This is a genomic window from Psychrobacter sanguinis (assembly GCF_020736705.1).
In the GTDB taxonomy this organism is placed as follows: domain Bacteria; phylum Pseudomonadota; class Gammaproteobacteria; order Pseudomonadales; family Moraxellaceae; genus Psychrobacter; species Psychrobacter sanguinis.
In genome coordinates this window covers 1,877,304-1,892,737 of the sequence record NZ_CP085990.1, presented here as the reverse complement: position 1 = coordinate 1,892,737, position 15,434 = coordinate 1,877,304, and the positions used below count along the sequence as shown (strand labels likewise).

The window sequence follows — 15,434 nt, the reverse complement described above, 5'->3', positions numbered from 1 at the left end:
ATTTTACCTGACAATGTGCACACCCTATTCTGTTATTACTCCTTAACCTGTCCAGATGCTACTATGAAAGTGATGCGCCTGCTCTCCTCTTTAAAGCACGACGAATCCGAGCGCGGAATTTTTCATCTTGGGCGTGCATTGGTAAAAAGAGGTCATACCTCAATTATTGTATCCTCTGCTGATAAGGAACACGAATTAGTCAAACGACTAGAGCGTGATGGCAATATCTACCACCAACTGTCTCTTGAAAAAAAATCTTGGATGGCTCTTCGCCAAATTTGGCCTTTGCGGCAGCTCATTGAAAAATATCAACCTGACATTATTCATTTACACTCACGCACCCCAGCTTGGATTTTGCATTGGGCTCTTAAAGGGGCCAAATTAAAGCACAAACCCAAGTTAGTCTCCACCATGTATGGGTTTTACCCCCTCAATAACTATTCTCGCGCCCTACTCAATGTAGACTGTACCATCACTGTTTCTGATAGCGTAAGCGAATATTTATTACAGGGCATAAAAGAAGTTAAAAAACCGCCACGCTCAATCATTCGTATTTATCGTGGCGTCGATACTCGTAACTTCCCCTACCGCTACAACCCTTCGGTTTATTGGATTCATCGCACTTTTGCTGAATATCCTGAGCTTGAACACAAAAAATGGCTACTATTCCCTACTGTTATTGGCCAAGAGTACGGTCAAGAATGGCTCATTGATATCTTGGGTAATCTCAGTGAAGACTTTCCCAATTTGCATATTATCATTATGGATGAGGACTCTCGGCGCGATGTGGTACATGAAGAGTTTATGCAGCGCGTCAATGCCCTTGAACTAAGAGATAAGTTTACCTTTATTGGGACCAAGCGTAACGACATGAGAGAATGGTTAGCAGCCGCCAACCTTGTATTGGGATTGGCCAACCAACCTGAATCCATTGGTATTAATGTGCTGCAAGCCATTCACTTAGGTACACCCGTCGTGGGCTGGAACAAAGCTGCGTTTCATGAAATTTTGAAACCGCTTTACCCTCAGGGTTTGGTCAAAGAAGAAACTGCTTATGCCTTGTGCAAGGTCATTCGCAATCAGTTAGAAAACGTCATGCGTCCTCCCATTACTGATAAATTCACTATGCAGCAAATGATTGATGAGACCCTAGCAGTCTATCGTAAGTTAGACGACTTAAATCAATTAGAACAAAAAGATGCGTTGGTCGAAAAAAGACAAAAAAAGAGAAGGCGTAACAGTTCTGACGTGTACCAATCTTAGATAGACTAAGATAAAATAAAATAGGTAAGCAAAAAATAAAAAAGAAAAAACCCAAGTCTAGGGCAGAGACTTGGGTCTTGGGGCGCGATTTTACTTGTTATTATTATTATTTCCTTCAGGCTATTCCTTAGCCAGAGTTTTACGTAAACTTTATATAATTTCATCTACAGGGCAATAGACTACGTTATATTTGCTGAAATATCCTAACAGCTCATCTACATAAAGTAACCAACACTGCTATCCTTGCTATCCTTGTGTTGATGAGTCCATTGTATGCTGATCACCTCCCTGTGCCTAGCAGGCAAAAGCCCATTTTCACGTAAGCATATGCTTACATGAAAATGGGCTTTGTTAGTTTAATGCTAAATACTTAGTTAAACTAAAGTGATAAGCAGACTTGGACACTCTAACTTTGTGGCTGCTGTTCTGCCTGATTTTGCTCCGCCTGCTCTTCCTCAGCATGTTCTTTTGAGAGACGCTCCCCTTCCTCTTTGCCTTCCTCAATTTTAGCCGCAGTTTCTTGCTTGTCCTTGGCGCTAGCTTCAGTGGCATTTTCTGCCTGTTCAGCTTCAGCACATTGCTCATACTGCAACGTGGTCATAACTGGAAAATGGTCTGAGCCTATAGAGGGTAGCCTTTCAATATCTACTAAGGTAAAGCATGGGCTATGGAAAATATGGTCGAGTGCCCAACGTAAAATGGGATATTTGACATGGAAAGTATTGATAAAAAAACGCCCAATACGCGGATCTAGTAACCCAGATATACGCTGGAACATCAACGTTGTTTTTGACCATGCCACGTCATTTAAATCTCCCGCTAATATCGCCGTTTGATTGTTCTCATTGATATGTCGCCCTACCATGAGTAACTCTGCGTCGCGTGTGGTCGATTTATCAGCCTCTGTTGGGCTCGGCGGCATTGGGTGCAAACAATACAACCAAATAACCTCTCCATTGGTCAAGCGCACTTGGGTATGTATGGAAGGGATGTCATCAATCAGCAGATATTTAATCTCAGGATCAATCAGCTCAAGCTTAGAATACAGGTGCATGCCATATAAATTGTCCAATGGCACCTTAACACTATAGGGATAGTCTGGCTCTATTACGCTTAGCACATCTTCCCATTTTTGGTCCGATTCCAAAGTGATTAAAATATCAGGCTGCTTTTGCTGCACCAAGTTAACAAGAGCTTGCGTGTTGTTATTGGGCGTCAACACGTTAGACACCATCAGCTTAACCTGAACCGGATTGGCCATGGGCATCGCTTGACGTACCTCTTGTTTCCATAGCCTAGTGTACGGCAAAATCATCCGTAACTGGAATCCTATAGCGCCTATCAACGCTAGCATCAGTGCTATCTCTGCCATCTGCCACTGAGGTGTCAATATCAACAAGCCAATCAAGCTGGCTAATCCAATAAATAAAATCTGTATTCTTGGAAAATCAACCCCTCTTATCCACCAATGATCTAAAGGCAACAACCCCCATACGCTGGCAAAAATAACCAAGCCGGCCAATATTTGAAACATAAGATAGAGTGTATCGAGCATAGCGTACCAACTTTAGCGAAGTAAATGAAATTACATAGGGCTTATTTCAGCTTATTAAAAGGGTTCTCTTTAGTAAGATAGGCCTTATAAAGCAGCACAATAATACAGAGATTGTAGCCAATATATAATTAAAATAGTAAATATATCTATTGCTTAAATTTTATAACAAAAAAATTGTTAAAAATTAAAGGTCAACTCTTGCAATTTGCGACATATCAAGGCAATGTAAACGGTTGCATATCAGATATTTAGCCAAAACGCATTTGGTCATTTGTCCCAGTATTGCAAAACTGAATAGTAAAACTGATACTGCAAAAACAGATACAGCTTTGGTTGTTAATAACTGACTAGGCTTATTTGAGCCTAATGTTATTAATCTAATAAATAATTTTAGCTAGAGACACAAGGGATATATTCATGAGTCAATTAAAAGTGGGTCTTGTTGGATGGCGTGGCATGGTCGGTTCTGTGCTAATGCAGCGTATGGTAGAAGAGAATGATTTCGCTAATATCACTCCTATTTTCTTTTCAACCAGTAATGCTGGTGGTGATGCTCCTACCTTTGAAGGTATTAAACACACTGACGCCAGTGCCAAATTAAAAGATGCTCATGATATTGAAGCACTAAGCAGCTGTGACGTGATTATTACCTGCCAAGGGGGTGATTATACCACTGCAGTACATGGCCCATTACGTGATTCTGGCTGGACAGGCTATTGGGTAGATGCAGCAAGTAGCCTACGTATGGAAGACAACAGTGTTATCGTTTTAGACCCTGTTAACCGTGCTGTGATTGATAGCGCCCTACAAAACGGTACCAAAGACTTTATCGGTGGTAACTGTACCGTGTCATTAATGCTAATGGCCATTGGTGAGCTATTTAATCGTGGCTGGGTCGAGTGGGTATCAGCGATGACTTATCAAGCAGCCAGTGGTTCAGGCGCAAATAACATGCGTGAGTTAATCAGTGGCATGGGCATGTTACATGATGCAGTAGCAGATGAGCTTGCTGATCCTGCCAGTGCCATCTTAGCCATTGATAAAAAGATTGCTGAGACTCAGCGCAGTAGCGACTTTCCTACTCAGTACTTTGGCGTGCCTTTAGCGGGCAGCTTGATCCCTTATATCGACAGCCAGCTTGAAAACAAACAATCTCGTGAAGAATGGAAAGGTGGTGTTGAAACCAACAAGATTCTAAACAATGAAGGTGACGATATCATTCCTATTGATGGTCTGTGTGTTCGTGTTGGCTCGATGCGCTGTCATGCTCAAGGCTTAACCATTAAACTTAAAAAAGACATTCCTCTAGAAGAAATTGAAGCCGCACTAAAAAACAGTGGTAATCAGTGGTTAGACTTTGTGGAAGACGACAAAGAAGCGACTATGCAGCGTTTAACTCCTGTAGCAGTAACAGGAACGCTAACAGTGGCACTTGGCCGCTTGCGTAAGCTTAAAATGGGTCCTGAGTATTTGGGTGCCTTTACGGTTGGTGACCAGCTATTATGGGGCGCTGCTGAGCCATTACGCCGTATGCTTAATATTATTCAACAATCGAAGGCTTAATCGTTTATAAGCGGCTTATATTTTGGGTAAACCTATTGTCTACACGGCAATGATTCATCCATAAGCTATTATCCCGATAATCAGTTGTACCGATAATCAGTACAAAAAAACCCCCAACTTTAAGTTGGGGGTTTTATTTTAAGCGTCACTTTTACGGTAATGACTGACTTATCTTATAGTAAAGACAGTGCCTGTACTAGCTAAATAAGGCACTAATAAAGACAATGATCACTCCGATAGGGGCCACGAACTTCGCAATAACCTGCCATAGTGACCAACTGCCCCCTGACAAACCAAGCTCTTGACGTACGCTGTCTTGATTCATGAACCAACCGGCAAACACAATGGCAGCCAGACCAGTGATAGGCAACATGAACTTACTGGTTAACTTGTCTAAGAAGTCAAAGATATTATTACCAAATATCATCACATCTGACCACATATTAAATGATAGTAACGCAGCAACACCCAATAGCCAAATTGCGATACTGGCTAAGATAACTGCTGTGGTACGATTCATAGACGTACGCTCTTCTAAGAACTCAATAGAAGGTTCAATCAATGAAATAGAAGACGTTAACGCAGCAAAGGTAATTAATAAAAAGAATAACGTACCTAAAATAGCGCCTGCCGTCATACTACCGAAGGCAATAGGTAAGCTCACAAAGATCAAACCAGGGCCTGATGCAGGATCCATACCGTGGCTAAAGATAATTGGGAAAATAGCCAAACCTGCAGCTAAAGCAATTACCGTATCCATAATAACTACGGTACGCGCCATACTTAACAAACTAATGTCTTTACCTAAGTATGAGCCATAAGTGACCATGATGCCCATACCCAATGATAAGGTAAAGAAAGCATGACCTAGAGCAGCAAGAAAAATATCTGAAGCGCCTTCACCAAATAATTTTGAGAAATCTGGGGTGAATAAGTAACTAACGGCTTCACCAAAGCCACCATTTACCACGTTATAACCAACAATGATAAATAGAATTAAAGCCAATAACGGAATCATAACCTTCGAGGCTTTTTCAATACCACCAGTTACCCCAAGTGCCACAATGCCACCTGTAATCAACATAAACACAGTATGCCAGATGGTCAAAGTACCTGGTGAGGCCAACATAGTGTTGAATACCCCTTCTACTGCGGCACCGTCTAGACCTGTGAAGTCGCCTGAAGCTAACTTGGTCATGTAATTGAGGGCCCAGCCACCAATAACACTATAGAAAGACAGAATTAGGAAAGCACCTAAAATACCGACAACACCCACAACCGCCCAATTACGACTTCGACCTTCTGAAACCGCCACATTGGCAAATGAATCCATTGGGTTACGTTGCCCACGACGACCAATCATCCATTCTGCTACTAAGATTGGAAAACCAATCAACGCGATACATACCAGATAAGCCAGTACGAAAGCAGAGCCTCCGCTTTCGCCGACCATGTAAGGAAACTTCCAAATATTACCTAATCCTACGGCAGATCCTACAGCGGCCATAATAAAGCCGACTCGTGATCCCCACTGTGCGTGATGCTGTTTATTTGACATTTTAACTCTCCAGCCCTCCAAGGCTATATTTAATCTGTCTTACTTCCTTATGAGACAGTAATTGAAATCGTTCAACACAGCCAAAATACTGGCCGCATAGTAAGATATGTTTACATGCTTTAACAAAGATAGTCTGTTTCATAAGAGAAAAATTGTCAAGCGACTTAAAAATAAAAAAGCCATAACTAAAAGTTATGGCTTAACGTTAAATTTTCTTACAATCAGTCTTTAGTGTTTCGAATTATCGAGTAATGCCGCGCTTACTGTTTACCAAGGATTGGATTAATAATTCAATTTTTGGTTCTTGCGGAAGGTAATCCTTGGTCAATTCTTCTATGACCTGTTCGGTTGTTTTCCCCGATTTAAAAATTAGTTTATAAGCGGCACGAAGCGTATTAATAGTCTCTTTAGACCACTGCTTGCGTCGCATGCCTTCAATATTTAGACCATGGGCAGCGGCAGGATTACCTGAAACCAACGTCATTGCCGCCACATCTTTTAGAATAACGCTGCCTCCACCAATAAGACTGTAGTCACCAATCTGACAAAACTGATGGACACCTGCATTACCGCCGACGATAACTTTATTTCCAATATGGACGTGTCCGGCTATCCCAACATTATTGGCCAATACATTACCATCTCCAATGACACAGTCATGCGCCACGTGGGTATTCACCATAAATAAGTTATCACTGCCTATTTTGGTAATGCCATTATCTTGGACAGTGCCTCTATGAAAGCTACAAGCTTCCCGAATTGAGTTATTGTCTCCAATTTCAAGCCATGTTTCTTCACCCGCATATTTTAAGTCCTGACAGTCCTCACCTATGCTGGCAAACTGAAAAATTTCATTGTTTTTACCAATGCGGGTATTCTTGGTAATCACCACATGGCGAAGTAGCTTAGTTCCTGCATCAATAGTGACATTATCGCCGACAATACAATAAGGTCCAATCACAACTGAGTCATGAATTTCAGCTGTACTTGAGACAATGGCAGTGCGGTGTATTTGCGTCATTAAAAAACCTGTTATTTTTACTATAAGTGAATTTTACAAGAGTTTGTTCGGCGGTACATTACGTTTTAGAGGTTGTGTCTTGGCGCATAATCATCAATTGTGCACTGGCCACCAATTTATCATCGACATAGGCCTTACAATCAAATTTATACAGATCACGCTTTTGTAACATTAGTTCAGACTTTAAGACCAATTGATCACCGGGAAGTACCGGGTTTCTAAATCTTACTTTATCCACCCCAGCAAACAAAAATAGATAGCCATCTTCAGCAGTAACCCCTTGAGTAATAAAAGCCAGTATGCCCGATACTTGAGCCAAGGCTTCAATAATTAATACTCCAGGCATAATGGGCTGCTCAGGGAAATGGCCTTGGAAAAAAGGCTCATTAATGGTCACGTTTTTGTAGCCAGTAATCCATGAATTTGGCGAACAACCTGTCACTCTATCGACCAGCATAAAAGGATAACGATGCGGTAAATATCGCTTGATTTGTTCAAAACCCATTGGCAAAGTGACCGAATTAGTCGACAAAAAATGCTCATCTTCTGTGGTCATTTGCCATTGCTTTTGTTCAGTACTAGTCGTCTCTAGGCTTGTAGCAAGTCCTGAGTTTGAACTATCACTATTTTGAGTCATGAGCTGTCCTTACCTAAATAAAATAAAGCACACTATTTACGAATATATGATTTAAAATTATCTGTTACTTATTTTTTGCCTAACGCTCGAATTTTAACCATGGCTCGACGCCAGTCCATCGCAGGCATTGAGGTTACTCCTGACGAGTAAACGCCAGGCTTTTTAATAGATTTACTGACTAGGGTCATTCCAGTTAGCACCACCCCATCGGTAATCTCTAAATGACCAGCAATACCGACACCGCCGCCGATCATACAGTATTTGCCAATAATTGCACTACCAGCGATGCCTACTTTCCCAGCGATGGCCGTACCTGCCCCAACTTTTACGTTATGACCTATCTGTACTAAATTATCAATGATGACGTTGTCTTCAATCACCGTATCGTCAATAGCGCCTCTATCGATACAGGTTTGACTGCCAATACGGACATTATTGCCAATAATAACCCGTCCTAGCTGTACAATGCGCTCCCAGCCCTCTGTCGCTGTATTGGCCATAGGGGCAAACCCAAAGCCTTCAGCGCCTATACTTGCTCCAGCATGAACCCGTACTGCGTCGCCTAATTGGCAGCTATGACCAATATAGGTATGGGGATACAAAGTACAATGCTCTCCAATAGAAACCTGCTCAGCAATATGTACGTGAGACTGCAATTTGCTACCTTTCCCTATTTTAGCCTGTTCTGCAATCACGCAAAAGGGACCAATATAGACATTGTCACCCAACTCTGCAGAGTCTGCAACTTGAGCGGTCGGATGAATAAAGGATTGATCTTGCTCATTACTAAAACTTCTAGCAGGGTCGAACAGATGAGTGGCGCTGGCATAAGCAACATACGGTGATGCCACTACAAGCGCTATACTGTTTGCAGGTACTTGATCCGCATTCTCTTCAGAGATTAATATCACAGCCGCTTTGGTATTTGATAAGACTGAAACATAGGCCTGGTCTGATAAAAAACTCAGCTGAGTGTCAGTGGCCTGATCCAAGCTGCCAATACCGGTTAAGCAGGTTTGCAATTGAGAAGGACTTAAATCTTCCTGATTTAAGATAGGTTGTCGAACCGTTATCGCTGAAATCACATCAGCTAGGCTTACGGTAGGGTTAGAGAGCGTCATAAGTTGGGTAAGTGTCCTTAAACCTAAAGTATGGCTTTAAAACATTGCCTTTGACTAGGCTTATAAAATAAATAGGGTTAATATCAACCTTAAACGAAAGCCCAAAGTTACTAACTTTGAGCTCATATAAAAGGATCACAATAAATGACTGTGAGGCGTTATGCTCTATCGGTCTGCTCTATTGGTATTTGGATTACAGAATCATCAACCCTATAGAGCAGTTTCCATTCAAACTAGAAGATACGATTTACTTAGACTAGAAAGTGCTACCAATCTGGAATTGTACTTCTTCTGTCTTATCCCCTTTCTTATCACCAAACGGCTTAGCATAACTTAATGAGATAGGACCAATTGGGGTAAACCATGTAATACCAGCACCAGCACTGTATCTCATTTCATTGTCTTGAATTAACAAAGGCGTACCATTAGGATCTTCTTTAAATGAGTTTGATGTCTCGTCAAATCTAACTTTTTTGTCTTCTTTGTCTGTGGTATCAAAGACTTGACCACCTTCAACAAACAATACTGGACGGACTTGATCTGCCCAATCACCTTTAAACGGCATAGGTAATACTAATTCTGCACCAATAGTGGCCAGAGCATTACCACCCACTTCTTCACCCACCGCATAACCATAATCTTTAAGGTTTTGGTCATATCTATCCATCTGCAGATAATAAGGTGAACGTGGACCTAAACTTGATGATTCATAACCACGTACTGAGCCATAGCCGCCTGCATAGAAGTTTTCATAGAAAGGTAGGTCATTACCATAACCTAACTTTGCATAGCCTCGAGCAACGAAGTCTCGGCCTAATGGGTAATAAACGTTGCCTTTATAAATTAGTTTTTGGTACGTTTGATCGCCAAAACCTAGAGTAGCATTAACCGTATGGTTCATACCTTTGGTCGGGAACACCGGACGGTCTAAAGTACTGTAATCCCAGCCCAGTAATAGACTGTAGGTATTGTAATCGTTTTTGAAACCACCCACTAAGTCTTGTTGAACAGGATCGCCATTTGGATCAAGCTCAACATTTCCGTCTGCGTCTAATTTATTAACTGAATATCTTGTTACCTTACCATCTTCTTTTAACAGGTCATAAGCGTTGGAGATACCCATATAACGGCCACCACGAACTTCTGTATTGTCGTAGTTAAACCCGGCACTAATACGCTTGGTCTCATCGATAGGATAGCTATAGTTTAAAGAAGCTCCATAAGAATCCGTCACATAGTTACTTACGTTACGGTCATCGAATTTGGTTTTTCTATAATAGCCACTAATCCCCTGCGAAACGCCATTTTCAGTGAAGTAAGGGTCGGTAAAACCTAAACTATAAGAATCTCGCGTTTCTGAACGTGATAAAGCCGCATTAACTCGGTTACCCGTTCCTAGGAAGTTTTTCTGACTGAAATCTAATTGGAACGTTACCCCGCCACTTTGTGAATAACCTGCAGCGATGGTTGAGCTACCTGATGGCTGCTCTTCAACGGTAAAGTTAACATCCACTTGGTCTGGCGTATTTGGTACCGGCTTAACGTCAACGTTAACCCCTTTGAAGAAACCTGTGCGCATCAAACGTACGCGTGAGTTTTGAATTTTGTCGTTTGAAGCCAATGCGCCCTCTAGCTGACGCATTTCACGACGCAGCACTTCATCTTCAGTCTTGGTGTTGCCGTTAAAGTTAATACGACGTACATAGACCGGACGTGCAGGATCAATGAAATAATCGATATCTACAGTTTTAGTTTCTTCATTAATACGAGGAACGGGGCGAACCTGAGCGAAGTAATAGCCGTCATCCCCATATTGATTTTTAAGCGCAGTGGTTGACGCCTCTAACTTAGCTTGTGAGAACTGCTCACCTGGTTTGAAAGCAATACTTTGCGCCAGTTTCTCTTTATCGTAAGTAGGATTGCCTAAGAAGTTGGCTTGGCCAAACTTATACTGCTCGCCTTCTGTCACGCTGACTTCGATGAATACTTTATCTTTAGAATCATTGATATTTAAAATAGCATTGTCAACGCTGAAGTTAACAAAACCTTCGTTCATATACATTGATTTCAGGTTTTCTAAACTGGCAGCCAGTTTTTCTTTGGCGTAACGGTCTGATTTAGACAGCAATCGAGTCCATGACGACTCTTTTACCGCAAACACATCTTTAATATCTTCATCACTAAAGTGTTTATTACCAATAACGTTGATATCAACCACTTTCGCCGGTTTACCTTCGATAAAGCGTACAGTTAGCTTGACACGGTTACCGTCTAATAATTCTTGGTCTACTTCGATATCACTGTTGTAATAGCCTTGACCAATATATTGCTGTTGTAGCTCATTAGCTACGTTTTGAACCGTTGCTTGCTTTAATACGCTACCTACTGAGATACCAGCGTATTTCAGACCTTCCTCTAACCCCTCTTTAGGGATAAGCTTGTTGCCTTCAAAGTTGACTTCAGCCACGATAGGACGTTCAGCCACATAATAAGTCACACGGCCATTTTCATTCTTAGCTTGAATGTTTGCAAAGTCGCCTGTGGCATATAATGCTTCGATGCTATTGGCTAAATCTTGTTCGGTAACCACCTCACCCACATTGGTTGTCAGTAGAGGATATAAGCTTTCAGGAGTTAAACGTTGCAGTCCCACAAACTCGACATTGGTTAGGACATTATCAGCGGCTTGTGCCGATACGGCCATAATTGCTGCAAAGGCAGGTACTGCTATTAATTGTGACATTTTAAATAAAGACGTTTGCATACATACAATCCGTGATTCAAAGAACGTGCTAAAAGTAAGGTAGTTTAAAAATTTATCAACCACTATATTTCATAATGGGGTCATGAGCTTATGTCTATTTTACAAAGATAAGAGAAAGAACCGAGTCTTACAAATACATCGAGTGCTGTCTCGACATACAACCTCACTTTGCCTTTAATATATAAGGTTAGTGCAAAACAATCATAATGTTAATGGGCTATAAGCAACAATTTAAGTTATAACCAACTATTTAAAGCTATAAAATTAATAAAATCCAGTATTTTTGTTTAAAAATAGCGACTAAAGTCATTTGTAATGGCCAAAATCATAAAGCCAAGAAGAAATAAGAAGCCGATATTAAAACCGATGATCTGCATTCTCTCAGACACAGGGCGACCTCGAATCAGCTCAATCAAGTAATAGAGTAAATGACCGCCGTCCAACACAGGAATAGGTAATAAGTTTAAAACGGCAAGGCTCAAGCTAATAATACCGGCATTGGCCAATACCTGCTCCCAACTAATCTCGAAGCTTTGTTTACTAATCACAGCAATGGTAATCGGACCTGATATATTGTCTAACCCCACTTTACCGGTGATCATTTTACCCATAGAGCTTAAGGTCATAGAGGCTAATTGACCTGTTTTGGCAAAAGCTTTACCAATCGCAGTCTTAGGGTCGTAGGATACCATCGTTTTATAGTCATCTGGTACTACAATCTCGATAGGATTAATTCCTGCCCCAATTTGACCATAATGTTGACCGGCATTGCCTTTTTTACCTTGAGGCATGATTTGCAAATCAATCTCACGGCTCTGACCTTGCTCATCTTTTCTAAGGACAGTAAAAGTCAGTAGCGTTTCAGGATTGTCTCTGATAATACGGGTAGCAGCCAACCAATCATCTACAGGCTGTTTGTTGATAGCGATAATTTTATCGCCCACTTTCATGCCTTGACGTATAGCAGCACCATCTTCTGTTAACTGCCCCACTATTGGCTCGATATGCGGTTGCCAAGGCATAACCCCTAAGCTAGTTAAGGTGTCTTTACCCGACTGTTCACCCTGCATAAAGTTTTCAATGGGCACTTCAACATTCGTTACCGCTACTTTATTCGCCTCAACTTGTGACGCTTGGCGATAATCTGTAGTAGCATTGACGGCTGTAGGGTCAGTCGCGGATTGTTGCACCTTGGGATTAACTGTTTCTAAAGACACAGCAACTGTACCGGTCTCTCCCATACGATCGGCTAAACGGTAATTCACCTCTTCCCAAGTCTGTACTTGATGACCATCTACTGCAACGATTTTATCGCCTTTAGGTAGATTGACAGCGGCGGCTGGTGTGTCTGGTAAAATCGAACCAATACGGGTGTTTAACTGCTCGCTTGGAACTAAAAACAATACCCAAAATAAAGCGATGGCAATGATGAAATTCATTACTGGACCGGCAGCGACGATGGCAATCTTTTTCAACGGATGCTGATTATTAAAAGCCAAGTGCTTTTCTGCTTCCGCCACTTCTCCTTCACGTTCATCAAGCATTTTGACGTAGCCGCCAAGTGGCAAAGCTGAGATACGATAGTTGGTACCTGTCTTTTTACTGGTCCAACTGGCAAGCTTAGGGCCAAAGCCAATAGAGTAAGTCAGAACCTTAACACCGCATAATCGAGCCACAATATAGTGTCCCCATTCATGCAGGGCCACTAATGGTCCTAAAATGGCAGCAAAAGCCAATAAGAATAGTGCCAATGTCATTAACTGAGACATTGCGCTACCTCTTTTTGAGCTTGAATTCGAGCTAATTTATCAATGGCCAAAATATCATCCAACGTTTTAATACTACCTCTAAAATCCCGATCAACGCTTTGATTGGCACTAGATCGCTGATGCATAGTGTCTAATACTCGGCCATTAATCAAGGCAATGTCGGTTAAGGAAACTTGCTCTTTTATAAATGCCTCTACCGCAATTTCATTGGCAGCATTTAAAGCAATAGTTGCCTCTTGTCCTGATTGCATCGCCTCTCTTGCTAACTTTAAACACGCGAACTTTTCCAAATCAGGTTTGATAAATTCAAGAGCAGATAGCTGATACAAATCCAGAGACTTCACCCCAGCAGTGATACGTTTAGGATAAGCCAAAGCATGTGCGATTGGGGTACGCATATCGGGACTGCCCATTTGTGCTAAAAAGCTGCCATCACAGTATTCAACCATAGAATGGACGATACTTTGTGGATGGATAACCACATTGATTTGCGACTCAGCTAAATCAAACAAATGGCAGGCTTCAATAAGCTCCAGACCTTTGTTCATCATCGTAGCGGAGTCGACCGATATCTTCTGACCCATTGACCAATTAGGGTGTTTTACCGCTTCACTGACACTGGCTGTCTGCATTTGCTGCAAACTTTTATATAAAAATGGTCCGCCTGAGGCCGTTAGCCATAGTTTATTAATGCCATAGCTGGCATCATGGATTTGGGTGTTGTGTTGTTGCACCTCAGGAGGTAAGCACTGAAAAATAGCATTATGTTCTGAATCTAATGGCAGTAAGGTCGCCCCATTATCTTTAACCGCCTTCATCATCAGGCTACCAGCCATGACTAAGGCTTCTTTGTTGGCAAGTAATATACGTTTACCTGCCTTGGCTGCGGTTAAAGTAGAAGCCAATCCTGCTGCACCCACTATGGCCGCTACAACGGTATCTACCTCGGTATCTGCAGCAATATCATCCAAACCCGCTTGACCACCCACCACATCACAAGTCAGATTGGCTTGCTGCAAACGTGCGGCAAACTCATCCACCTTATCTTCAGGGACGGCCACTCTACTCGGTTTAAACTGCTGACACAGCTCAAACAACTTGTCCAATCGACCATGACCTGACAGGGCATAGACTTGATATTGTTCTGGATGATCCGCCAATATAGAGAGTGTGCTGTCACCGATTGAACCGGTGGCGCCGAGTACGGCGATGCGTTGGGTCATAATTTTCCTTTAAGCCATTGCGAGTTTTAATATGAATACTTGTGAGGTTATTAGGCTTGTATAATCGTTTTATTGAATTTCAGACTGCTAATTCACTTATAAGACTACTAATAATTTAAATTATAAGACAGCCAATAAGCCAAAATGTTGAAGCAACCAGAAGCCCAAGGCAAAAATCGGTGTGGCGGATAGCAGAGAGTCAATACGGTCAAGAATACCACCATGCCCTGGTAAAATAGTACCAGAATCTTTAACACCGGCACGGCGCTTTAGCATTGACTCAAATAAGTCGCCAAGTACTGAGGCCAAGATTGTCACTAACGACAAGCCAATAAATAGGCCTAATTCAACACCTGAAAGCTGAAGTTTATATAAGCTAATACCTAATACCACTATCATTCCAGTGATTAAGCCACCAATCAACCCTTCGATACTCTTGTTAGGAGACACATTCGGCGACATTTTGCGTTTGCCAAATTTTCGACCGACAAAATAAGCGCCACTGTCTGCACACCATACCAATAAGAAGACGTACATTAGCCACCAAGGTGACTGTGACCATAAGAAAAACATGGCACTAATGGCTGCAGTTAATATGACCATACCCATAATAGATAGGCGCTGACCATACCAATTGGTTGAGGTAGGGAATTTAATCACCCAAGATAGGGCCATAATCCAAATTATAACCGCAGCCGCCCACCATAGTGGCCAAGTGAAAGGAACCAATAAGGTCAGCATGGTGATGCCTAAAATCAATGCCACAAACAAAGAAGGAGTGCGCCACTTAGGCATCAATTTGGTCCACTCATGAGAGGCAATCACCACCCCAGTGGCTAATAAAGGAACGAAAAGATAGGGCGTATCACTAGCAAACATTGCGATCCCCACAATCAAGACCAAAATCAAAGCCGTCTTAATGCGTATCCACATACTAGGCACCCTCTTTTATGTTATTTA

The 15,434-nt window shown here is 41.8% G+C and carries 11 protein-coding genes; 2 read left to right on the top strand and 9 right to left on the bottom strand.

The annotated features are described in order from the left end of the window. The first annotated feature begins 63 nt into the window (after nucleotides 1–63). On the top strand, nucleotides 64–1,263 hold the full coding sequence (locus LK453_RS08055) for a glycosyltransferase family 4 protein (protein WP_201537673.1): 1,200 nt from the start codon (nucleotides 64–66) through the stop codon (nucleotides 1,261–1,263). 406 nt (nucleotides 1,264–1,669) lie between these two features. Here the strand turns inward: LK453_RS08055 and LK453_RS08050 are convergent, their stop codons facing one another. Beyond that, nucleotides 1,670–2,818 carry an endonuclease/exonuclease/phosphatase family protein gene (locus tag LK453_RS08050; protein ID WP_201537671.1) on the bottom strand — a complete coding sequence of 383 codons (1,149 nt, stop codon included), beginning with the start codon at nucleotides 2,816–2,818 and terminating at the stop codon, nucleotides 1,670–1,672. Nucleotides 2,819–3,235: 417 nt separating this feature from the next. On the opposite strand from LK453_RS08050, the gene asd reads away from it, so the two are divergent. After that, entirely contained in the window at nucleotides 3,236–4,381 is a 1,146-nt protein-coding gene (gene asd, locus LK453_RS08045; protein ID WP_201537670.1) for an aspartate-semialdehyde dehydrogenase, read from the top strand. A gap of 196 nt (nucleotides 4,382–4,577) precedes the next feature. Here the strand turns inward: asd and LK453_RS08040 are convergent, their stop codons facing one another. From LK453_RS08040 to LK453_RS08005, 8 genes are all read right to left on the bottom strand, one after another. Further along, on the bottom strand, nucleotides 4,578–5,939 hold the full coding sequence (locus LK453_RS08040; RefSeq protein WP_007395444.1) for a sodium-dependent transporter: 1,362 nt from the start codon (nucleotides 5,937–5,939) through the stop codon (nucleotides 4,578–4,580). Between the two features lie 241 nt (nucleotides 5,940–6,180). Next, nucleotides 6,181–6,960 carry an acyl-ACP--UDP-N-acetylglucosamine O-acyltransferase gene (lpxA, locus tag LK453_RS08035; protein ID WP_201529837.1) on the bottom strand — a complete coding sequence of 260 codons (780 nt, stop codon included), beginning with the start codon at nucleotides 6,958–6,960 and terminating at the stop codon, nucleotides 6,181–6,183. Nucleotides 6,961–7,018: 58 nt separating this feature from the next. After that, a complete protein-coding gene (gene fabZ, locus LK453_RS08030) occupies nucleotides 7,019–7,516 on the bottom strand; it encodes a 3-hydroxyacyl-ACP dehydratase FabZ (RefSeq protein ID WP_227674409.1) in 498 nt (165 codons plus the stop codon). Nucleotides 7,517–7,665: 149 nt separating this feature from the next. Beyond that, entirely contained in the window at nucleotides 7,666–8,718 is a 1,053-nt protein-coding gene (gene lpxD / locus LK453_RS08025) for a UDP-3-O-(3-hydroxymyristoyl)glucosamine N-acyltransferase (protein ID WP_201537665.1), read from the bottom strand. 256 nt (nucleotides 8,719–8,974) lie between these two features. Next, nucleotides 8,975–11,482 carry an outer membrane protein assembly factor BamA gene (bamA, locus tag LK453_RS08020; RefSeq protein WP_201537663.1) on the bottom strand — a complete coding sequence of 836 codons (2,508 nt, stop codon included), beginning with the start codon at nucleotides 11,480–11,482 and terminating at the stop codon, nucleotides 8,975–8,977. A 287-nt stretch (nucleotides 11,483–11,769) separates the two neighbouring features. Next, nucleotides 11,770–13,239, bottom strand: a complete 1,470-nt coding sequence (gene rseP / locus LK453_RS08015) for an RIP metalloprotease RseP (RefSeq protein WP_201537687.1) — start codon at nucleotides 13,237–13,239, stop codon at nucleotides 11,770–11,772. After that, on the bottom strand, nucleotides 13,239–14,474 hold the full coding sequence (ispC, locus tag LK453_RS08010; protein ID WP_201529829.1) for a 1-deoxy-D-xylulose-5-phosphate reductoisomerase: 1,236 nt from the start codon (nucleotides 14,472–14,474) through the stop codon (nucleotides 13,239–13,241). Before ispC ends, rseP begins: the two co-directional genes overlap by 1 nt. A gap of 120 nt (nucleotides 14,475–14,594) precedes the next feature. Continuing rightward, nucleotides 14,595–15,407 (bottom strand): phosphatidate cytidylyltransferase, encoded by an 813-nt coding sequence (locus LK453_RS08005; protein ID WP_201537661.1) that lies wholly within the window; start codon nucleotides 15,405–15,407, stop codon nucleotides 14,595–14,597. Between the last annotated feature and the right edge of the window lie 27 nt (nucleotides 15,408–15,434).